Source organism: Sphingopyxis sp. LC81, assembly GCF_000756375.1.
Lineage (GTDB): Bacteria > Pseudomonadota > Alphaproteobacteria > Sphingomonadales > Sphingomonadaceae > Sphingopyxis.
Genome location: NZ_JNFD01000028.1, coordinates 1 through 21,034 on the forward strand (window position 1 = coordinate 1; position 21,034 = coordinate 21,034).

Sequence of the window (21,034 nt, forward strand, 5' to 3'; positions counted from 1 at the left end):
AAGCCACTCGCAAGGCCGACGCCGCGGGTCACTGGCGCTTCTCGGCGCCGAAGAAATATGGCGGCAAGGACGGCAGCAACCTCTGGATGGCGGTGATCCGCGAGCACTTCGCGGCGAAGGGGCTGGGGCTCCACAACGACCTTCAGAACGAGCACAGCATCGTCGGCAACTTCCCCTTCGTCGAGATGTTCGAGCAGTTCGCGACGAGCGACGAGCAGAAGGCCGAGTTCATCCTCGGCGGGTTCGAGGGCAAGCGCCGCACCGCGTTCGGGCTCACCGAGCCCGACCATGGATCGGACGCGACGCACATGGAAACGCGCGCCGTGCGCGAGACGCGCGACGGCGTCGACGGCTGGCGGATCGACGGGCGCAAGATGTGGATCACCGGCATGCACAGCGCGACGCACTGCGCGACCTTCTGCCGCACGAGCGGCGACGACGGCGATGCGAAGGGCATCACCTGCCTGCTCGTCCCCACCGGCACGCCCGGCATGACGGTCGACGAGTATCTGTGGACGTTCAACATGCCGACCGACCATCCAAGGATGACGTTCAGCGATGTGTGGGTGCCGGATAGCGCCAGATTAGGCCCCGAGGGCGGCGCGCTCGCGATCGCGCAGAGCTTCGTCCACCAGAACCGCATCCGGCAGGCGGCGAGCTCGCTGGGCGCGGCGGTCTATTGCATCGAGGAGAGCGTCAAATACGCACGCCAGCGCAAGCCGTTCGGCGAGGCGCTCGCGAAGAACCAGGCGATCCAGTTCCCGCTCGTCGAGCTCGCGACGCAGGCCGAGATGCTGCGCCTGCTGATCCGCAAGACCGCGTGGGACATGGACAACACGCCGCACAAGGAGGTCGAGCGCACCCTCTCCGACAAGGTCAGCATGTGCAACTACTGGGCGAACCGTCTCGTCTGCGAAGCCGCCGACCGCGCGATGCAGGTCCATGGCGGCATCGGCTACTCACGCCACAAGCCGTTCGAGCACATCTACCGCCACCACCGCCGATACCGCATCACCGAGGGCGCCGAAGAGATACAAATGCGAAAGGTCGCGGCTTACCTGTTCGGATATATGGGGCCGCGGCGCGAAACGATCGGGAAGCTGTGAACCGACCCCGCACGCTTTACGACAAGATATGGGATGCGCACGCCGTCGCCGAGGATGACGGCGAGACTTTGCTCTATATCGACCTGCACCTGCTGCACGAGGTGACCTCGCCGCAAGCCTTCGCCGGGCTGGCGGCGGCGGGGCGGGCGGTGCGGCGTCCCGAGCGCGCACTCGCCCTGTCCGATCATAATGTGCCCACCGCGGGGCAGGCGGCGGGCCCCGCCGGGGTCGCCGATGCCGAAGCGCGCGCGCAGCTCGAAGCGCTGGTCAGCAATACGCGCCATTTCGGGATCGAGAATTTCCCGATGGGCGATCCGCGCGGCGGGATCGTCCATGTCGTCGGGCCCGAACAGGGACGCTCGCAGCCGGGGATGACGATCGTTTGCGGCGACAGCCACACCTCGACGCATGGAGCGTTCGGGGCGCTGGCGTTCGGCATCGGCACGTCGGAGGTCGAGCATGTGCTGGCGACGCAGACGATCCGCCAGCGCCGGTCACGCAACATGCGCGTGACGGTCGACGGCCTGCTCGCGCCGCATGTCCATGCCAAGGATCTTGCGCTCCACCTGCTCGGCGTGATCGGCGTCGACGGGGCGGGAGGGCATGTCGTCGAATATGCCGGCGAAGCCGTGCGCGCGCTGTCGATGGAGGCCCGGATGACGCTGTGCAATCTCAGCATCGAAATGGGCGCGCGCGCAGGGCTGGTCGCGCCCGATGCGACGACCTTCGCCTATCTGGCGGGTCGGCCCGCGGCGCCGACAGGGAAGGCGTGGGACGTCGCGCGGGCGCGCTGGGCGGCCCTCGCAAGCGATGATGCGGCGATATTCGACCGCGAGCTCCGGGTCGACGCGCGCGATGTCCAGCCGATGGTGAGCTGGGGCACGAACCCGTCGCAGGTTGTCGCGATCGACGGGCTGGTTCCCGATCCGGCCGGGCTGCCGAGCGCCGAAGCGCGCGGAGCAGCTGAGCGGGCGCTTGCCTATATGGACCTCGATCCCGGGGCGCCAATCGCCGGTCAGTGGCTCGACCGGGTGTTCATCGGCAGCTGCACCAACAGCCGGATCGAGGATTTGCGCGTCGTGGCAGAGGTCGTGCGCGGCCGCCGCGTCGCGCCACATGTTCGCGCGATGGTCGTGCCGGGCTCGGGGCTGGTCAAAAGACAGGCCGAGGAAGAGGGGATCGACCGCGTCCTGCGCGACGCGGGGTTCGACTGGCGCGAGCCCGGCTGTTCGATGTGCGTCGGCATGAACGCCGACCGACTGCAGCCCGGCGAGCGCTGTGCCGCGACGTCGAACCGCAATTTCGAGAACCGGCAGGGACGTGGCGGGCGCACCCATTTGATGAGCCCGGCTCTCGCGGCGGCGAGTGCGATTGCGGGCTGCATCGCGGCGCCCGAAATGCCCGGCTAGGGTCAGACTCTAGAGCGCGGCTTCGAACCGCGCGATCGCATCGGCGTGGCGCAGCGTGCGGGCGATGTCGTCGAGCCCCTCCATCAGGATCCGGCGATCATCGGGATCGATCGCGAAATCGATCACCTCGCCCGACGCGAGCCGTATCTGCTGTGCATCCAGATCGACCTCGACCGGCGCATATTGGGCAAGTGCGATTTCGTCGCGCAGCCGCGCGCATGTTGCGTCGGGCAGGCGGATCAGCAGCAGGCCATTCTTGCGGGCGTTACCGGCAAAGATATCGCCAAAGCTTGGCGCGATGACACAGCGAATACCGAAGTCGGTGAGCGCCCACACCGCATGCTCGCGCGACGACCCGCAGCCGAAATTGCGGTCGGCGACGACCACCTGCGCACTACGGCATGTCGGCTGATTCAGGATGAAATCGCACCGTTCGCTTCCGTCCGACGCAAAGCGAAGCTCGCGAAACAGATGTTTGCCAAGCCCCGAGCGGGTCAGCGATTTCATATATTGCGCGGGGATGATCATGTCGGTGTCGACATTGGCGAGCGGCAGCGGGGCCGCAATCGCCTTCATCCGGGTAAATTTTTGCACATCGCCTCCAGTAACTTAGTATTCTAAGTAAATGGATCGGCCGATCTTGTCCAACATTATCGCGGGGTTGGAAGGGTGATACGGCGCAAGATGGCGATGAAGACAGTTGCCGCGCGAATCTTCGCGTCCTAAGGTTCACGCTTGCGCGGGCCGGTGCCGGGCGCCGGGGATCGCGACAGGGGAGCAGGGTTTTGGCAAAGAAAACACAGGATTACCGGCATCCAGCCGAATATTATACCGATCCGGAAAACAGCATCGGCTATCTGGCGCGCGTCGTCTTCCGCTCCTTTTCGCGGCTGCTCGAGCGCCGCACGCTGACGCACGATGTATCGGCGGGGCAGTGGCGGTTCCTGCGCCAGCTATGGCGCGAGGACGGCATCACCCAGCGCGAACTCAGCGAACGCGTCGGCATGCGCGAACCGACGACGGTCGTTGCGCTCAAGGGGCTAGAAAAGGCCGGGCTGATCACGCGCAAGAAGACCGCCGACGACCGCCGCAAGACCTTCATTCACCTGACCCCGCACGCGAAAAAGCTCGAACTGATCCTCGCGCCGATGAACGCCGAGATTCACGAGATCGCGACCAAGGGCATGACCGACGAGGAGGTCGAGGTGCTGCAGGGGTTGATGCGCCGCGTCATCGACAATCTCGGCGATGAAACGCGCAAGCTTGCGGTGCTGTCCGACATCAAGGCCTGATCGCTTGCATTTGCCGCGCATCCGGACAATAGGTTAGTATTCTAACTATGTCGTCCGGGAGGGAAAATGACCAGCATCGCCGTTATCGTCGGAAGCACGCGCGAGGGGTCTTTTAACCGCGCATTGGGCGAAGTCGCCGCGGCCAGCCTCGAAGCGCAGGGGGCAAGCGTGACGCGGGTCGATCTCGCAGCGTTCGACCTGCCGCTCTATTCGGCGGCGCTGGAGGCAAATGCCTTTCCGCCCGACGCGCTGAAGCTCAAGGCGCTGTTCGTCGCGCAGGACGGCCTGTTGTTCGTATCGCCCGAATATAATGGCTCGCTGTCGCCGCTGCTCAAGAATGCGATCGACTGGGCCTCGCGCCCGACCGGCGACGAAAACCTTGTCGCGCTGACCGCCTATCGCGGCAAGGCGGCGGCGATCATGTCGGCGTCGATCAGTCCGTTCGGCGGGCTCCGCGGGCTGATGCACCTCCGCCAGATATTGTCGACGATCCAGATGCTGGTGATTCCCGAACAGGTGCTGGTGCCGAACGCGCACGCCGCCTTTGCCGAGGATGGCAGCTTGAAGGAACCGCTGCCGGCGTCGCTGGTCGAAATGACCGCCGGACGGCTGATCGCGGTCGCGAAGGCGCTGTCGGCCTAGGTCCTGACCCTAGCGGCGCGGGGCGGCGGCAGGGCGGTCGATATTGTCGCCCCAGTCGGCCTCGAGCGCCGCGAACAAGGCGTCGAACTTGTCCTGTCCCAGCTTGGTCGCGATTTGTGCAGTAAGCTCGTCCATCGAGCGCTGCGCGTCCTTGCGCATGCGCGCGCCGAGGTCGGTCAGCGACACGATCATGTGGCGGCGGTCGGCGGGGTCGACGTCCATCTGCACGATGCCGAGCTTCACCATCTGGTTGATCGTGCTGTGGATCGCCTGCCGCGATATGCCCAGATTGCGCGCGATGTCCGACGGGCGCACGATACCGCTGACGATATTCGTCATCACCATCGATTGCGGGCGGTTGACGTCGGGCCAGCCATGGTCGTGGAGCCGTGCCTGAAGCCCTTCGTCGAGCCAGCAGAAGCGCTGGAAAAGCGCGATGATAAGCTGGTTGGTGCGCATGGACGCGATGATATGCCCCTGTTGCCGGCGGGGTGCCGACGTCCGCAAGCTAGAAGAGCAGGACGAGCGAAGCAAGGCAGAGCGGCGTTGCAAAGGTAAAATACTTAGCATACTATCTATTGTAACGAGAATGGAGAGAGAGTCGCATGGACGGGTTGATGCAGAATGTGCCGCTGACGGTCGACCGGATCATCGATCATGCGGCGAACTGGCACGGCGCGCGCGCGATCGTGTCGCGCGATGCCGAGGGGCGCGTCACCCGCTCGACCTGGGCCGACGTCCATGCCGATGCGAAGCGCGTCTCGAACGCGCTCGCCGCCGAAGGGATCAAGCCCGGCGACCGTGTTGCGACGATGGCGTGGAACGGCGCGCGGCACCTTGCCGCCTGGTACGGCGCGGCGGGGATGGGGGTGGTGCTCCATACGCTCAATCCGCGGCTCTTTCCCGAACAGATCGCCTATATCGCGAACCACGCGGGCGATCGGTTGCTGATCGCCGACCCGGCGACCGCAGAGTTGGTCGAGCAATTGCTGCCGCAGGTGCCGTCGATCGAGAAGGTGATCTTTTTCTGCGACGCTGCGTCGATGCCGCAAACCAGCTTTGCCGCGACCGCCTTCGACGACTGGATTGCCGGGCAACCCGCCGAATATGTCTGGGGCGGGTTCGACGAAAATGCCGCGTGCGGGCTTTGCTATACCAGCGGTACGACGGGGAATCCTAAGGGCGTGCTCTATTCGCACCGGTCGAACTATATTCACGCGCTGATGACCTTGCAGCGCGACGCGCTCGGCCTGTCGGCGCGCGACACCGTGCTGCTCGTCGTGCCCATGTATCATGCCAACGCGTGGGGCGTCGTCTATTCGGCGCCCGCGGTCGGCGCGAAACTGGTGCTCCCGGGTCAGCGGATGGACGGCGAAACGATCTATAATCTGATCGAAGAGGAGGGCGTTACTTATTCCGCCGCCGTGCCAACAGTGTGGCAGATGTTGCTGCAATATATGCAGGAAAATGGAAAGCGCTTCACGACTTTGGAGCGCGTAACGATCGGCGGGTCGGCGTGCCCCGAATCGATCATCCGCACCTTCCGCGACGATTATGGCGTCGACGTCATCCAGGGCTGGGGCATGACCGAAACCTCGCCGCTCGGCACGGTGTCGGTGCCCAATGCCGCGGTCGCGGCCAAATCCGACGCCGAGCAGATGGCGTATAAGCTCAAGCAGGGCCGGCTGCTCTGCGGTCTCGACATGAAGCTCGTCGACGATGCGGGCAACCGCCTGCCGCACGACGGCAAGACGCCGGGGCGGCTGATGGTCAAGGGGCCGACGATCGCGGGCGCCTATTATGGCGGCGAGGGCGGTGACGTGCTCGACGCCGAAGGCTTTTTCGACACCGGCGACGTCAGCACGATCGACGCCGAAGGCTATATGCAGATCACCGACCGCGCCAAGGATGTCGTGAAGTCGGGCGGCGAGTGGATCAGCTCGATCGAGATCGAGAATATCGCGATGGGGCATGAGGCGGTCGCCAACGCCGCCGTTGTCGGGGTCGCGCATCCGAAGTGGGACGAGCGGCCGATCCTGCTCTGCCAGTTGAAGCCCGGCGTCAGCGCCTCCGCCGACGATCTCAAATCCTTTCTCGACGGCAAGATCGCCAAATGGTGGATGCCCGACGACGTGCTGTTCGTCGCGGATATCCCGCTGGGGCCGACGGGCAAGATCGACAAGAAGGCGATCCGCGCGGGGCTGGAGGGCTATGAGCTGCCCTTCGAAGTCACCCGCTGACATAATCATAAACAGGAGAGACGATGATGGACCCGAACGGGATCGAAGGACTGGACGCGCAATTCGTAGGGCTGGCGTCGCCGACCGCGCCGCGTATTCAGGCGGGCGGGCATCCGTGCCAGGGCATCTATTGGACCGAGGCGGGCAAGCGGCCAAAGATCGCGATCATCGCCACCCATTATAATGTCGATTTCAAGGAACATTATATCGCGCCCTATTTCGCGCGGCAGGGTTTCGGCTTCCTCGGCTGGAACACGCGCTATCGCGGGTTCGAGGACCAGTTCCTGCTGGAACATGCGATCCTCGACATCGGCGTGGGCATGAAATGGCTGAAGGAAGTGGCGGGCGTCGAGCAGATCGTCATCCTCGGCAACTCGGGCGGCGGCTCGCTGATGGGCGCCTATCAGGCCGAAGCGATCGCGCCGACCTTGACCGATCGCCTGCCCTCGGTCGGGCAGGACGCGCTGGCGCAACTGATCAAGGGCGATCTCTATATCAGCTTCAACGCGCACCAGGGGCGTCCCGAAGTGCTCACCGACTGGATGGACGCGTCGGTGATCGACGAGAATGATCCGACCCTCACCGACCCCGAGCTCGACCCGTTCAACCCCGACAACGGCCCGCCCTATTCGGACGAATTCATCGCGAAATATCGCGCCGGCCAGCGCGCGCGCAACCAGCGCATCACCGACTGGGCGAAGGCCGAGCTCGCACGGCTCAACGCGGCGGGCATTCCCGACCGCATCTTTCCGATGTTCCGGTGCTGGGGCGATATCCGCTGCGTCGATCCGGCGATCGACCCGTCGGACCGCAAGCCCAACTGGTGCTATCGCGGCGACCCCGCGACCGCGAACCGCACGCCGAGCATCGGGCGCGCGAACACGATCAAGACTTGGCTCAACATGTGGAGCCTCGAAACCTCGCCGTGCCAGGGGCAGCCGCACCTCGCCAAACACGACACGCCCGCGCTCGTCGTACAGGGCACCGCCGACACGGGCGTATTCCCGAGCGACGCGCGCAAGATCTTCGATTTCCTCGGGAGCAGCGACAAGAAGCTCGAATTGATCCCCGGCGCACATTATTTCGAGGACTCGATCGAAGAACGACAGAACGCCGCCGACCTCGTCGGCGCGTGGATTCGGGAGAAGCTGTGACGTGACGGCCGACGCCGACATCATCGACGGATTGCGCGCCGCCGGGTTGGTGGGCGAGGGCGATGTCGTCCTCGAACCGCTGACCGGCGGCGTGTCATGCGACGTGTGGAAGGTCGAGACGCCGGCGGGGCCGATCGTCGTCAAGCGCCCGCTCGAACAGCTCCGCGTCGCCGCCGAATGGCACGCGCCGATCGAGCGCGGCCAGAGCGAGGTGCGCTGGCTCCGGCGCGCGCGGGGGGTCGATGTGCGTTCGGCGCCCGAGGTGCTCGCCGAACTGCCCGGCTATGGCTTCGCGATGCGTTTCCTCCCCGATTGCCCGGTGTGGAAGGACGAACTGATGGCCGGGCGGGTCGACGTTGGTTTCGCCGCCGCTGTGGGCCGGGGGATTGTCGCTGTCCATACCGCGACAGCGAATAATCCGGGCGATCGCGATGCCTTTCCGAACGACGCGATGTTCCGCGCGCTGCGCGTCGATCCGTTCCTACTTTTCGTCGCCGAACATGACGCCGAGCTGGCGCCGGTCTTGCGGGCGCTCGCCGACGGCCTCTCGTCGCGCAAGATCGCGCTCGTCCACGGCGACGTCAGCCCCAAGAATATCCTCGTCAGCAGCGACGGCCCGGTGTTCCTCGATGCCGAATGCGCCGTTTATGGCGACCCGGCGTTCGACCTTGCCTTCTGCACGACGCATCTGCTGCTGAAGGCGGTGTGGTCGGGCGATGCCCGGATGAACGAAGCGGCGGGCGCCCTCGTTGCGGCCTATCGCACTGGCATAGACTGGGAGGATGCGGACGCAGTTCTGCTCCGCGCCGGACAACTCACCGCGGCGCTGCTCCTCGCGCGTGTCGAGGGCAAATCGCCCGCACCCTATCTCACCGACCCCGAACATAAGCGCGTCGTGCGCGATCAGGCGCGGGGGCTGATTGTCGCGCCGTCGCCGATCGACGTGCTCGTCGCCAACTGGAAAAGGACTTTTGCATGACCTCGCGTATCGCCTCCGTCACCGGCCGCCAGCTTTGGGATTCGCGCGGCCGGCCCACCGTCGAGGCCGAAGTCGTGCTCGAATCGGGCGCGGTCGGGCGCGCGATCGCTCCCGCGGGCGCCTCGCGCGGGGCGCATGAGGCAATCGACCTGCGCGATGGCGGCGAAGCGTTCGGCGGCTTCGGCGTCAATCGCGCGGTCGCGGGGATCGGGTCGGAGATTGCGAATGCGATCGCGGGCATGGATGCGCGCGATCAGGGAGCGGTCGACGCGGCGCTTTCTGACCTCGACGGCACGCTGAACAAGGCGCGGCTCGGCGCGAACGCGGTTGTCGCGGTGTCGATGGCGGTGCTCCACGCTGCCGCGGCGGACGCGCGCGAACCGCTCTGGCGCTATCTCGCCGGGGATCGCAAGGTGCGCGTGCCGCTGCCCGAAATCCAGATTTTCGGCGGCGGGGCGCATGCCGGACGGCGCACCGACGTGCAGGATTTCATGGTGATGTGCCCCAAGGCGGGCAGCTTCCGCCGCGCGCTCGAAATCACCGACGATGTCTATCGCGCCGCGGGCAAGCTGATGGAGGCGAAGGGACCGCTGTCGGGGGTCGCCGACGAAGGCGGCTGGTGGCCGAATTTCGCGTCGAACGAGGATGCGCTGGACACGCTGACGAAGGCCATCGAGGCGAGCGGGCATCGCGCGGGCGAGGAGGTGTTCATCTCACTCGACATCGCGGCGAACGAATTGGGCGACGCCGACGGCTATAATCTCGCGCTCGACGACGGGCGCCTGTCGGGCGAAGCGATGGCAGCGCGCATTATCGACTGGGCGAAGCGTTATCCGATCCTGTCGATCGAGGATCCGGCGGGACAGGACGACTGGACGACGATGGCGGCGGTCACCGCTGCAATTGGCGAGCAGGTGCAGATCATCGGCGACGATGTGCTCGTCACCAACGCCGCGCGCGTCGAACGCGCGGGCGACGCGGCGGTGTGCAACGCCGCGCTGATCAAGGTCAACCAGGTCGGCACCGTCACCGAGGCAAAGGCCGCGCTCGACGCCGCCGTCGCGCGGGGCTGGGGCGCGATCGTTTCGGCGCGCTCGGGTGAGAGCGAGGATGTGACCATCGCGCATCTTGCGACGGGGTGGGACGCGGGGCAATTGAAGGTCGGCAGCTTCACGCGCTCCGAACGCATGGCGAAGTGGAACGAAATGCTGCGGATCGAGGAAGCGATGGGCGGCGACGCCGAGTTCGCGGGCTTTTCTGCCTTCGCTGGATCGATCGGCCGGGTAGCGGCATGATCGTCCTTCACGCCCGTCCAAGCCCGGGATTCCGTGACGCGGTCGATGCCATATTCGGTCCCGGTGTGGTGACGCATGTCGACGAGGCGGCACCGCTCGATGCGGTTACGCCGGATATCACCGCGCTGCTCCACGTGCTGACCCCTGTGACACCCGAGTTCATCGCGTCGGCGCCGAAATTGAAGCTGATCCAAAAGCTCGGCGTCGGGGTGAATACGATCGCGCTCGATGCCGCCCGTGACCATGGAGTAGCCGTCTGCAACATGCCCGGCACCAACAGCCAGGCGGTTGCCGAAATGGCGCTGTCGCTGATGATGGCGGTACTGCGCCGGACCTGCTTCTTCGACACGCGTACGCGCGCCGGCGAGGGGTGGACAGCCGATCCGTCCGAACTTGACAGCGTTGGTGAGGTTGCGGGCCGGACCGTCGGGTTGGTGGGCTTCGGCCATTCGGCGCAACTGCTCGCGCCGGTGCTGGCGGCGCTCGGGGCGAAGGTCGTCTACACCGCGCGCAATCGCCGTGACTGCTCGTATGAATATCGCCCTTTCAACGACTTGATCGCCGAAGCCGATATCGTTTCGCTGCACATGCCGCTCACCGACGAGACGCGCGCGAGCGTCGATCCGTTCGCGATGAAGAAGGGGGCGGTGCTCGTGAACACCGCGCGCGGCGAACTGGTCGATCAGGCGCGGCTGGTCGAGGCGCTGACCACGGGCCATCTGCGCGGCGCCGGGCTCGACGTGTTCGCCGAGGAGCCGCTGCCGCGCGGCAATCCGCTGCTCGGCTTTCCGAATGTCGTGCTCGCGCCACATATCGCATGGCTCACGCCCGAAACGCTCGTGCGCGGCCTGACGGTGGCGCACGAAAATTGCCGCCGGCTCGCGGCAGGTGAAACCCTTCTTCATCAGGTGGTCTAATGTCGCTTCCTATTATTTTGATAACCGGCCAGCTTCTGACCGACGCTGTGTGGCAGCCGTTGCTTGATGCCTGGGGCGACCGCGAGGTGACCGTTTCCGATAACCGGAGCGACGACACGATCGAGGGATTCGCGCAGCGCCTGCTCGACAATGCGCCGCCGCGGTTCGCGCTGGTCGCGCACGCGATGGGGGGCTTCGTCGCCTTCGAGGTGATGCGGCGCGCGCCCGAACGCGTCGCGAAGCTCGCTCTCATCTCGACGCTCGCCTCGGCCGACGGTCCCGCGCAGACCGCGCGGCGGCAGGGCTATATCGACCTCGTCGAAAGCGGACGGTTCGACCAGGTGGTCGAGGAACGCATCCCGATCCTCTTCCCCGAAGAGAAGCGCAGCGACGCGCGCCTGCTCGGCATCGCGCGGCAGATGGCAGCGGATACCGGCGCCGATACCTTTCTCGCGCAGCAGCGCGCGATCATGGCGCGCATCGACAGCCGCCCGCGGCTCGGCGAGATCGCGGTGCCGACGTTGCTGATCTGGGGCGAGAGGGACGGCATCACGAGCCGCGCGCATCATGACGAGATTCTGGACGCCATCCCGGGGGCGCGGCTCGAGGTCGTGGCGGGCGCTGGGCATCTGCCGACGGTTGAGGCGCCCGAGGTGGTGGTGCCGTTGTTGACGGAATTCGTGGACGGCTGACATAAGTGTTCCCCGGCGAAAGCCGGGGCCCAGTCGGCCCCGCTATGGGCCCCGGCTTTCGCCGGGGAACGCCTCAAAGGCCTATTTCAGCTCCGCCCGTACCATCGCGGTCCCGTCGACCATCGCCTTCAGCTTGGCCTGCGAATGCTCGCGGCTGTGATATTTCATCCCGCAATCGGGCGCGATCCAAAGCCGTTCGGCGTCAACATAGCGCAGCGCCTCGCGGATGCGCCCCGCGACGATCTCGGGCGTCTCGACCTCGGGGATCGACAGGTCGAGAACGCCGTACATGATCGTCTTGGTCGGCAGCTCGGCGAGGATCGCGGGGTCGAGCCCGGGCTGCGCGGCCTCGATCGAAATCACATCGATCGCCGACGCCTCGAGTTCGGCAAGGAAGTCGTATGCCTTCGGCTTCGGACCCGTCGCCCCCGCGCCATGATGGACCATCGCATAACCGAAGCAGATATGGAGCGCAGTCGTACCGCCGACGCCGTCGAGCGCGCGGTCGATCGCCTCGATGGCATAGCTGTTTGCCTCGGCGGCGCGCGCCTGCAAATAGGGTTCGTCGAGCTGGACGACGTCGACCCCAGCCGCGAACAGATCCTTCACCTCCGCATTGACCGCGTCGGCATAGTCCATCGCGAGCGCCCGCGCGTCGGGATAATAGCCATTCTCGGCCTGCTGCGTCATCGTGAACGGGCCAGGCAGGGTAAGCTTTACCGGCTTCGTCGAATGGCGGCGGAGGAAGGCCGCATCTTGCGCCTCGATTGGCGCGACGCGGCGGATCGGGCCCGAAACGAGCGGTACCGGGTTCGCGTTGCCCGTGCGGTCGACCGCCGTGCCATGCTTTTCGCGGTCGATCCCCGAGAGCGCGGTCGCGAGGCGGTTCGAATAGCTTTCACGGCGCATTTCGCCGTCGCCGACGATGTCGATGCCGAGCTCTTCCTGGTCGCGGATCGCCATCAAGGTCGCAGCCTCCTGCGCATCGGCGAGCCAAGGTTCGGGGATGCGCCACAGCGTCTCGGCACGCACGCGCGGGGGCAGGCTGGCCTTCAGCCGCTCGCGATCGATCAGCCAGTCAGGCTGAGGGTAGCTTCCAACGATCGTTGTCGGCAGGATGGGGTGGTCGAACAAGGCCATTCCTCTCATTTTTAGGCTGGCCAAGCATTTGCTTAGTATTCTATCTAATTCAAGTCGAAACGACGATTGGGAGAGCAAAATGATCGATCTGGAGGCCATCCGGACGCTGGCGGATATTCCGGCGGCGCAGGCGCGCGTGCGGGGGCAGGCGACTGCAGTGAAATTCGGGGAGCGCGAGACGAGCTTTGCCGCGCTCGATGCGCGCTCGAACCGCGTCGGACATGCGTTGATCGCATCGGGCGTGGCTCCGGGCGACCGCGTCTCGGCGCTGACCAAGAATCATGACAGCTGGTATCCGCTCTTCTTCGGCACCGCGCGCGCGCGCGCCTGTTTCGCGCCGATCAACTGCCGCCTCGCGCCCGCCGAAATCGGCTTCATCCTCGGCGATGCCGGTCCGAAACTGCTGTTCGTCGGCGAGGATTTCTTCGACTGCGCGCTCGCCGCCATTGCCGACCTGGCGACGCCGCCAAGACTGATCGCACTCTATGGCGAGCATCCCGCGTTCGAGCCGTTCGATGCATGGCTTGGCGAGGCGTCCGACGCGGTGCTCGCCGATCCGCCTGAGCTCACCGATGATGTGCTCCAGCTCTATACGAGTGGGACGACCGGCCTGCCGAAGGGCGTCGTGCTCACCAACGCGAATTACCGGACCTTCCTGGAGGCCGCGACCGAGGTCGACGGCTTTGCCTATGGCGAGGACGAGACGGTGATGATCGTCATGCCGCTGTTCCACGTCGCGGGCACCAACGTCAGCTTTTCGGGGCTCGCGCAGGGCGGGCGGCTTGTGCTCGTCAAGGATTTCACGGCGGCCGACGCGGTGCGCATGATGCGCGAGGAAAATGTCGCGCACGCCTTCCTCGCGCCCGCGATGATCCAGATGATGCTGCTCCAGCCCGATGCGAACAGCGGCGCCTATCCCGGGCTCAAGTCGATCGCCTATGGCGCCTCGCCGATCGCCGAGGATGTGCTGCGCCGCGCGCGCGCGACCTTTGGCTGCGATTTCGTGCAATTTTACGGCATGACCGAGTCGGCCGGTGGCGGCTCATACCTGTCGCCGAGCGCGCATGATCTGCCGGGCAAGCTCACCTCGTGCGGCAAGCCCTGGCCGGGCGCCGCGATGGCGATCCTGGGCGGCGATGGCCGCGAGCTCGGCGAGGGCGAGATCGGCGAGATTGCGATCCGTGGCGGCATCGTGATGAAGGAATATTGGAACCGCGCGAAAGCGACCGAGGAGACGCTCGCGGGCGGCTGGCTCCACACCGGCGACGTCGGCTATCGCGACGCCGACGGATTTTATTACGTCCACGACCGCATCAAGGACATGATCGTATCGGGCGGCGAGAATGTCTATCCGGCCGAGGTTGAAAGCGCGATCATGGGCTGCCCCGGCGTCGCCGATGTCGCCGTGATCGGCGTGCCCGACGACAAATGGGGCGAAAGCGTCAAGGCGCTGATCGTGCGCGCGGCGGGCGCGACGCTCGATCCCGCCGATGTCGTCGCATGGGCGCGCGAGCGGATCGCCGCGTACAAGATTCCCAAGAGCATCGAGTTCATCGAGACCTTGCCGCGCAACCCGTCGGGCAAAGTGCTGCGCCGCGAATTGCGCGCGCCCTATTGGGAAGGGCGTGACAGGGCAGTGGGGTAGTTTTCCGATTGCCACCACACTCGTCATCCCCGCTTTCGCGGGGATGACGAAGTAAGATATGAATGGCTACCATCGGTCGATAGCCGCCAGCCCGCCAACCTCCACAAAAAAGAACCCGGCCAAAAGGCCGGGTCCAGGAGGAGTTCCCAGTGTACTTTTGGGAATGTCTATTCGGCGGGCACCGGGTTGCGGCCGGTGATGAAGCCTTCGCGCTTCGTGCCGTCGGCCTGCACCGGATCGTGCGCGACGTCGCTTTCGTCGAATTCCTTGGTCCACGCCGCGAACTCGAGGCAGACGCCGTCGGGGTCGAAGAAATAGACCGAGCGGACGAAGACGCCGGGGTGAAGCTCGGCCGACGCCTGCATCGGTGAATCATCGTGGTTGAGCACCGGGGTGACCTCGATGCCCTTCTCGATCAGGCGGTTATAATAATCGTCGAACTTGTCGGCGCGGACGTTGATCGCGATGTGGTTCATCGACCCGTGCGCCGACACGAAACTGCCCCGCGTCGGCAGCGCCGCAGGGGCCGAGATGCCCGGGACGGCTTCGGGTGCATCGGGGAACCAGAAGAAGGCGAGGCTGTCGCCATTGCCGATGTCGAAAAAGAAATGCTGGCCGCGCCCGCCGGGCAGGTCGATCGTCTTGGTGAGCGGCATACCGAGCGTGTCGCGATAGAATTCGACCGTCCGCGCCATATCCTTGCACACGAGCGCGAGGTGATTGACCCCGCAGAATTCGAATTCGCTATTTGCTGCAGCCATGATCCGTCTCCTTGTGGTTCAGTGTGCGTTGACGCTGGGGCGGCTTTTCATCCGCTCGTACCAGCGCACGATGTTGGTGAAGGCGGGATCGATCGGCTGGCCGACCGTCGCGCCGAAATCGAGGAAGGCGAACAGCATGATGTCCGCGAGGCTGAACGCGTCGCCCGCGATGAATTCGCGCCCTGCGATCTGCGCGTCGAGCCATTTGATCCCGTCCTGCGCCGTGGCCTTCAGTCCATCGGCGGCTTCGGGCAGGCAGCGCAGCCGCGATTCAAACAGCGGCAGGCCTTCGGCAAAACGGAAACCGTTGGTGAGCGGCTCGCAAATCTTGAGATCGACGCGGCGCGTCCACATGCGTGTTTTGGCGCGTTCCTCGGGTGTCGATCCGATCAGCGTCGGCTCGGGAAAACGCTCGTCGAGATATTCGCAGATCGCGGTGACTTCGCAGACGAAGCTGCCGTCGTCGAGTTCGAGCGCGGGGGTCTGACCGGCGGGGTTCACATCGACATTATACGGCGCGCGCCGGTTCTCGCCGCCGCGCAGGTCGACGCTGACCTCGGCGATTTCGATACCCTTTTCGGCCATGAAAAGCTTCACGACGCGCGGGTTGGGGCCGACGCTATTATAGAATTTCATTCTGTCCTCTCCTGGTCCTTTTACCATCTTGCGGCTTAATCGTCAATTTAGTTGACGATTAAGCCCGGGCGCGGCCAGCGAACACGATAAAGCGTCCCCGTGGTCGACGCCGTTATATAGGCATCGCGCCGATCGGCGCCGCCAAAGGCGATGTTGGTGACCCCGAGGTCGGGCAGCGGCACGAACTCCGACCCGCCGCCATCGGGGTCGAAAATCGTGATCCCGCCCTCGACCATCGTGCCGACGCAGATGCGCCCGCTCTCCTCGATCGCCATGCTGTCGAGCAGGCGGAAGGCGGGCGGGGTGCCGACGAAGCGCCCGGGCGCCCACGGTAGGGGCGGGCCGAGTTCGCCGGGCGAGACGATGTCCATCGCCCAGACACGCGCGGTCATCGTCTCGCTGACGTAGAGCGTCTTGCAGTCGGGGCAGAGGCCGATGCCGTTCGGCCCCATCATGTCGGCGCGCTGGCGGCTGATCTTCGACCCGTCGGCGGCGGCATGATAAATCGCGCCATGGTCGCGGCCGGTGTCGCGCACCTGGCCATGATCGGTGAACCAGAAACCCCCGTCGGCATCGAAGACGATATCGTTCGGTCCCTTGAGCCGCTCGTTCTCGAAACTGTCGTAGAGCGTCGTCACCGCGCCGGTAGTCAGGTCGACGCGCTGGATCGACCCGCACGCATCGGCGTTCGCGGCGTGACCCGGAAACAGCAGGCCGCCCGCCTCGACCCACTCGAACCCGCCATTGTTGCACACATAGGCGGCGCCGTCGGGCCCGATCGCGAGGCCGTTCGGACCGCCACCGAGTTCGGCAACGACCGAAAGTTCGCCATCGACGGTGACGCGGGTCAGCGTGCCGCGCGCGATCTCGACGAGCAGCACCGACCCGTCCGCCATCGGCACCGGGCCTTCGGGAAAGCGAAGTCCCGTTGCGACGACCTCGGGTGCGCCGAAGCCGTTCATCCGTTCGCCGGGCGCGGGGCGCTGAGGAAGTCGGCGGCGTTGAAGCCTTCGGGCGCCGCGACTTCGACGATCGGATCCTCGCGCGCGTCATATTCCATGCGCAGCGCGCGGGTGATCACCGCATGCATGTCATAGAGGCAGGTGATGTAGGTGAACTCGAAAATTTGCTCGTCGTTCCAGAAGGTCTTGAGCTTGTCGAACACCTCGAGCGGAACGCGCCCGCTCGCCTGTGCAAGGCAGTCGGCATAGGCGAGGACGGTGCGCTCCTGCTCATTGTAGCAATCGGCAACCTGCCAATAGGCGATGCCGGCGATCTTCTCCTCGCTGACGCCGAGGCCGCGAAGCGACTTGCAATGCTGCGAGAAGACAAACTGGCTGCCCTTGACCCAGCCCGCGCGCGTCTGGCCGAGTTCGCGCAGCACCGGATCGATCGTGCGTGCCGGGTTTCGATAGACGGCGAAACCCTTGACCGCATGTTCGAAGATGTCAGGCGACAACGCGAAGACCGTCCACCAGTCGCCGGGCGTGCCGGTCGCGGTGCCGGGCTCGGCGACGGGGTCGCGCTCGCCGAACAGGCGGTTGTAATAAGCGAGGACGGTCTCGTCGGTGACTTCGGACCGGGGAACCTGGCGCAGGACGGGCATGGCTTACTCCTCAGGCGTTCGCAAATTTGCGGAATTCGGCGACGTGCGCGCTGTCGAAATATTCGTCGAGCCGCGTGATCTTGCCACCCTCGACCTGGCAGATGATCGCGCAGGGCAGGCGGACCGCGCCGTCGTCGTGGACGCGCTTGCCCTTCAGCACATGCTGCTGGACGAAGCCGCCGGGAAAGGTGGTCAGCCGGCGCTCGGCATATTCGCGGTCCTTGATCCGTGCGACCATGCCGGTCAGCGTCTGCGCGGTCTGCGCGGGCGTGACGATCAGCTCGTCGGTGTTGTGCCAGATCTCGGCGTCGGGGGTGAAGCTTCCCTGCATCGTCTCGATGTCGCCCGCCTCGATCGCGTCGAAAAAGCGCTGCGCCATTGCGCGGATGTCGTCCTGCTCTGCCATGATGCTCTCCTTAAGCTTTCGCGCCGAACATGCGGCCGCCGTTGGCAGCGATCAGCCCGTCGATATCGTCACCCCGGTACGCCGGATCGGCCGAGGGGCCGAAAGATGCCAGCATATCCTGCGTCACCAGCTCGGCCATCGCCTTCCATTCGGGGTGGGTGAAGATCCAGTAGTCGCCGGCTTCGATCGCCTGCACGACGCGCGCGCCGATCTTGTCGGGCGACATGCCGCCCGCGAGCACGCCCTGCATCGCCTGGCTCGTTGCCGCCGCCTTGCCGACCTCGACCTCTACAGGGCGCAGATCGCGCGTCGTCTCGACGATCCGCGTCGCCGACATGCCGGGCATCAGCACCGAAATATCGACGCAGGTCCCGGCAAGCTCGTTGCGCAGCGCCATCGCGATGCCGAGGGTTGCATATTTCGAGCTGATATAGGCGACCGAGATCGGCGGCGGCACGATCGCGACCATAGATGAGGTGATGACGAGGTGGCTCGGCTCGCCGCTAGCCTTCATGTCGCCGAGGAAGGTGCGGCAGGCATAGAGATGCGCGTGCGCGTTGACCGCATAGTTCCAGCGCCAGACGTCAGTGTCATATTGCTCGAACGGCCCCGATCCGCCGCCGACCCCGGCGTTGCTGAACAGGATGCGCACCGGGCCGAAATCGCGAGCCTTTGCGCCGGCAGCGGCCCAGCTGTCCTCGCAGGTGACGTCGAGCTGGAGGCCGATTGCGTTCGCGCCGTCGCTACGCAGCGCTTCGGCCGCGGCATCGGCGCCTGCACCATCGATATCGGCGAGAATCACCGATGCGCCCTTGGCAGCGAGCGCCCTGGCGGTGGCAAGCCCAATTCCGCTCGCGCCGCCGGTGATGAAGGCGGTCTTGCCCGCGACATCGGTCATTCGGCGAAATCTTTCTCAAGGTAACGCGTCATACGATACTGCGCGATGCCAGCGGCCGCGGCGAAGGGCATCAGCGCCATCAGCGCCCAGCGCAGGCTGCCGTCGCCATATTCGGGCTTCAGACCGTCGCTGACGATCCCCGCGAACAGCGGGCCGAGCCCGAGGCCGATGATGTTGAACATAAGCATCAGCACCGCGGCGGCGGTCGCGCGGCTGCGCGGCGGGGTCAAATTCTGCACCAGCGCGAGCGCGGGCGCGACATAGGCGGTGCACGCCGCCATCGGGATCAGCATCAGCGCGAGCGAGAGCTGCCAGCTGTCGACGAGCAGCGCGGCGATGAAGGTCGGGATCAGAACGGCGGTCGCGAGCGCCGGGATGGTACCATAAGCGCGCGCCGACACTTTCGCGCGGTGGCTGACGAGCCAGCCGCCGCCGAGGATGCCGATCCCGAAGGTGATGCCCGCCGCGGGGCCGAAATATGTCGCCATCGCTTCGAGCGGCATCTTCTGCGTCCGCATCAGGAACGCCGGGATCCAGTTGAGCATGCCATAGCTGGTAAAGGCGGCAAGCCCGCTGCCGATCATCACCATGCGTAACGACGGGCGGCGCCAGAACATCGCGAGGCTCTGCGAGAAGGGCAGAGCCTCGTCGGCGGGCTTGTGGGCGTCCATCTGTCCGCGCGCGGGCTCGCGGACGAGCCAGATCAGGATCGGGGCAACGACGATACCGACGACGCCGATCAGCAGGAAGGCGTTGCGCCAGCCGATGTTCGCAGCGGCCCAGGCGCCGAAGGTCGCGCCGACGAACACACCGAACGGGCCGTTGAGCGTGAAGATACCGATCGCGAGCGGGCGCTGCGCGGGCGGGTAATAGTCGGCGATGACCGATAGCGACGGCGCTGTGCCCCCGGCTTCGCCCGCACCGACGCCAAAGCGCATCAGCGCGAGCTGCCAGAAATTCGATGCGAAGCCGCACGCGGCGGTGAACCCGCTCCACACGACGCACGCGATGCCGATCAGCTTCACGCGGTTCCAGCGGTCGGCGATCATCGCGACGGGGACCCCCATCGCGGCATAGAAAAGCGCGAATGCAAGGCCGGTGAGCAGGCCGAACTGCGTATCGCTGAAATCCATTTCGGCGCGGATCGGTTCGACGAGCACCGACAGAAGCTGGCGGTCGACGAAGTTGATCGTGCCGACCACGAAGAGCATCGCGAGCGCGACGTTGCGGCGCACAGCAAGGCCGCGGTTGGACGCTATGGCGCCTCCATCGAGGGCAGTCGCCTCTGTCATCACACTCTCCAAAAACGCACGAGTCTTCCCGTTGCAAAAATACTTAGGTATTTAAGTTTATCTGTCAATGTGCTTTACGGTAACGGCAAAATCGACGGGAGAGAAGAGATGGATATCAGCGGCAAAAGCGCCATTGTGACGGGCTCGGCGGGTGGCATCGGGCGCGCGACCGCGATGATGCTGGCCAGCCGCGGCGCGGCGGAGATCGCGCTCGTCGACGTCAACGGAGCGGAGCTCGCCGAAACCGCGCGGCTGGTCGAGGCGGCGGGCGCGCGGGCGAGCGTCCACATACTCGACCTGTCGGACATTACCGCAACCGAAGCCTGGTTTCGTGCGCATGGCGATGTCGACATATTGCACAACAATGCCGGGGTCGTGTCGGGCTTGCCGCAATTCCCCGACGTCGATGCGGCGCGCATCCGCTGGATCATCGACATCAATATCACCTCGCTCGTCGCAGCGACGCAGATTGCGGTGCAGGCAATGCGCCAGCGCGGCGGCGGAGTGATCGTCAACACCGTGTCGACGGTGGCGCTCGGCACGGGTTTCTATGACGCGATGTACGCGACGACCAAGGCGGCGGTGATGATGTTCACCCGCTGCTGCGCGCCGTTGAAAGAGGAATGCAACGTCCGCGTCGCGGGCATGTTGCCGGGGTTGGTCGACACCCCGATCCTCGACACGACCGGCGCGGGCGGCAAGTCCGAATGGATGGAGGCGGTGCTTGCGAACAACGAGGCGTGCCGGCCCGAGGATATTGCTGGGGGCGTTATGGCGCTGATCGAGGACGATAGTCTCGCGGGCGGTGATTGGGTCGCGGTGCGGCGGCTCGGCGGCAAGGTCGAATATCAGTGGGGTCACGCCGATACTATGTAGGCCCCTCCCGCTTGCGGGAGGGGCAGCGAGACTTGCGAGCTCGCTCGC

Annotated in this window: 22 protein-coding genes; 12 read left to right on the forward strand and 10 right to left on the reverse strand. The window is 65.6% G+C overall.

Going from position 1 to position 21,034, the window contains the following annotated elements; genetic code table 11:
* Both FG91_RS13930 and leuC read left to right on the forward strand, forming a co-directional pair.
* On the forward strand, positions 1-1,106 hold a 1,106-nt coding region (locus tag FG91_RS13930), incomplete at its 5' end, for an acyl-CoA dehydrogenase family protein (RefSeq protein WP_037515954.1).
* Positions 1,103-2,515, forward strand: a complete 1,413-nt coding sequence (gene leuC / locus FG91_RS13935) for a 3-isopropylmalate dehydratase large subunit (RefSeq protein WP_037515955.1) — start codon at positions 1,103-1,105, stop codon at positions 2,513-2,515. The genes FG91_RS13930 and leuC, both read left to right, overlap by 4 nt.
* A gap of 9 nt (positions 2,516-2,524) precedes the next feature.
* Here the strand turns inward: leuC and leuD are convergent, their stop codons facing one another.
* Positions 2,525-3,109 (reverse strand): 3-isopropylmalate dehydratase small subunit, encoded by a 585-nt coding sequence (gene leuD / locus FG91_RS13940; protein ID WP_037515956.1) that lies wholly within the window; start codon positions 3,107-3,109, stop codon positions 2,525-2,527.
* A gap of 191 nt (positions 3,110-3,300) precedes the next feature.
* On the opposite strand from leuD, the gene FG91_RS13945 reads away from it, so the two are divergent.
* A complete protein-coding gene (locus tag FG91_RS13945; RefSeq protein WP_037515957.1) occupies positions 3,301-3,807 on the forward strand; it encodes a MarR family winged helix-turn-helix transcriptional regulator in 507 nt (168 codons plus the stop codon).
* Positions 3,808-3,873: 66 nt separating this feature from the next.
* Positions 3,874-4,449: an NADPH-dependent FMN reductase gene (locus FG91_RS13950; RefSeq protein ID WP_037515959.1), complete on the forward strand. Its 576-nt coding sequence runs from the start codon at positions 3,874-3,876 to the stop codon at positions 4,447-4,449.
* A 9-nt stretch (positions 4,450-4,458) separates the two neighbouring features.
* On the opposite strand, the gene FG91_RS13955 is transcribed toward FG91_RS13950, so the two are convergent.
* A complete protein-coding gene (locus tag FG91_RS13955) occupies positions 4,459-4,908 on the reverse strand; it encodes a MarR family winged helix-turn-helix transcriptional regulator (protein WP_037515962.1) in 450 nt (149 codons plus the stop codon).
* A gap of 146 nt (positions 4,909-5,054) precedes the next feature.
* On the opposite strand from FG91_RS13955, the gene FG91_RS13960 reads away from it, so the two are divergent.
* The 6 genes from FG91_RS13960 to FG91_RS13985 are packed head-to-tail and all read left to right on the forward strand — an operon-like array spanning position 5,055 to position 11,726.
* The gene (locus FG91_RS13960; protein WP_037515964.1) at positions 5,055-6,689 is read left to right on the forward strand and encodes a long-chain-fatty-acid--CoA ligase; all 1,635 of its coding nucleotides are present in this window, start codon (positions 5,055-5,057) and stop codon (positions 6,687-6,689) included.
* Between the two features lie 23 nt (positions 6,690-6,712).
* Positions 6,713-7,843, forward strand: coding sequence for an alpha/beta hydrolase (locus FG91_RS13965; protein WP_037515967.1), 1,131 nt, complete (start codon positions 6,713-6,715; stop codon positions 7,841-7,843).
* A 1-nt stretch (position 7,844) separates the two neighbouring features.
* Positions 7,845-8,822, forward strand: a complete 978-nt coding sequence (locus FG91_RS13970) for a phosphotransferase family protein (protein ID WP_037515968.1) — start codon at positions 7,845-7,847, stop codon at positions 8,820-8,822.
* Positions 8,819-10,117: a phosphopyruvate hydratase gene (gene eno, locus FG91_RS13975; protein WP_037515970.1), complete on the forward strand. Its 1,299-nt coding sequence runs from the start codon at positions 8,819-8,821 to the stop codon at positions 10,115-10,117. The genes FG91_RS13970 and eno overlap by 4 nt, the downstream gene beginning before the upstream one ends.
* Positions 10,114-11,034 carry an NAD(P)-dependent oxidoreductase gene (locus FG91_RS13980; RefSeq protein WP_037515971.1) on the forward strand — a complete coding sequence of 307 codons (921 nt, stop codon included), beginning with the start codon at positions 10,114-10,116 and terminating at the stop codon, positions 11,032-11,034. Before eno ends, FG91_RS13980 begins: the two co-directional genes overlap by 4 nt.
* Positions 11,034-11,726, forward strand: coding sequence for an alpha/beta fold hydrolase (locus FG91_RS13985; RefSeq protein WP_037515972.1), 693 nt, complete (start codon positions 11,034-11,036; stop codon positions 11,724-11,726). Before FG91_RS13980 ends, FG91_RS13985 begins: the two co-directional genes overlap by 1 nt.
* Positions 11,727-11,807: 81 nt before the next feature.
* Here the strand turns inward: FG91_RS13985 and FG91_RS13990 are convergent, their stop codons facing one another.
* A complete protein-coding gene (locus FG91_RS13990) occupies positions 11,808-12,965 on the reverse strand; it encodes a 5-methyltetrahydropteroyltriglutamate--homocysteine methyltransferase (protein ID WP_443027746.1) in 1,158 nt (385 codons plus the stop codon).
* Here FG91_RS13990 and FG91_RS13995 point away from each other — a divergent pair.
* Positions 12,946-14,511: a long-chain-fatty-acid--CoA ligase gene (locus tag FG91_RS13995; protein WP_037515974.1), complete on the forward strand. Its 1,566-nt coding sequence runs from the start codon at positions 12,946-12,948 to the stop codon at positions 14,509-14,511. The two genes, FG91_RS13990 and FG91_RS13995, sit on opposite strands and share 20 nt — an antisense overlap.
* Positions 14,512-14,678: 167 nt before the next feature.
* Here the strand turns inward: FG91_RS13995 and FG91_RS14000 are convergent, their stop codons facing one another.
* From FG91_RS14000 to FG91_RS14030, 7 genes are read right to left on the reverse strand one after another with little or no spacing between them, the layout of a single operon-like run.
* Positions 14,679-15,272 (reverse strand): VOC family protein, encoded by a 594-nt coding sequence (locus FG91_RS14000; protein WP_052187603.1) that lies wholly within the window; start codon positions 15,270-15,272, stop codon positions 14,679-14,681.
* 18 nt (positions 15,273-15,290) lie between these two features.
* Positions 15,291-15,908, reverse strand: a complete 618-nt coding sequence (locus FG91_RS14005) for a glutathione S-transferase family protein (protein WP_037515975.1) — start codon at positions 15,906-15,908, stop codon at positions 15,291-15,293.
* A 47-nt stretch (positions 15,909-15,955) separates the two neighbouring features.
* Positions 15,956-16,870, reverse strand: coding sequence for an SMP-30/gluconolactonase/LRE family protein (locus FG91_RS14010; protein WP_037515977.1), 915 nt, complete (start codon positions 16,868-16,870; stop codon positions 15,956-15,958).
* Positions 16,867-17,514, reverse strand: a complete 648-nt coding sequence (locus FG91_RS14015) for a carboxymuconolactone decarboxylase family protein (RefSeq protein ID WP_037515978.1) — start codon at positions 17,512-17,514, stop codon at positions 16,867-16,869. The genes FG91_RS14010 and FG91_RS14015 overlap by 4 nt, the downstream gene beginning before the upstream one ends.
* Positions 17,515-17,524: 10 nt before the next feature.
* Positions 17,525-17,920: a nuclear transport factor 2 family protein gene (locus FG91_RS14020; RefSeq protein WP_037515979.1), complete on the reverse strand. Its 396-nt coding sequence runs from the start codon at positions 17,918-17,920 to the stop codon at positions 17,525-17,527.
* Positions 17,921-17,930: 10 nt separating this feature from the next.
* Positions 17,931-18,818, reverse strand: coding sequence for an SDR family NAD(P)-dependent oxidoreductase (locus tag FG91_RS14025; protein ID WP_052187607.1), 888 nt, complete (start codon positions 18,816-18,818; stop codon positions 17,931-17,933).
* Complete coding sequence (locus FG91_RS14030; RefSeq protein ID WP_081940597.1) at positions 18,815-20,110, reverse strand: spinster family MFS transporter; 1,296 nt, start codon at positions 20,108-20,110, stop codon at positions 18,815-18,817. Before FG91_RS14030 ends, FG91_RS14025 begins: the two co-directional genes overlap by 4 nt.
* A 108-nt stretch (positions 20,111-20,218) precedes the next feature.
* On the opposite strand from FG91_RS14030, the gene FG91_RS21060 reads away from it, so the two are divergent.
* On the forward strand, positions 20,219-20,986 hold the full coding sequence (locus FG91_RS21060; RefSeq protein ID WP_052187614.1) for an SDR family NAD(P)-dependent oxidoreductase: 768 nt from the start codon (positions 20,219-20,221) through the stop codon (positions 20,984-20,986).
* Positions 20,987-21,034 lie beyond the last annotated feature (48 nt).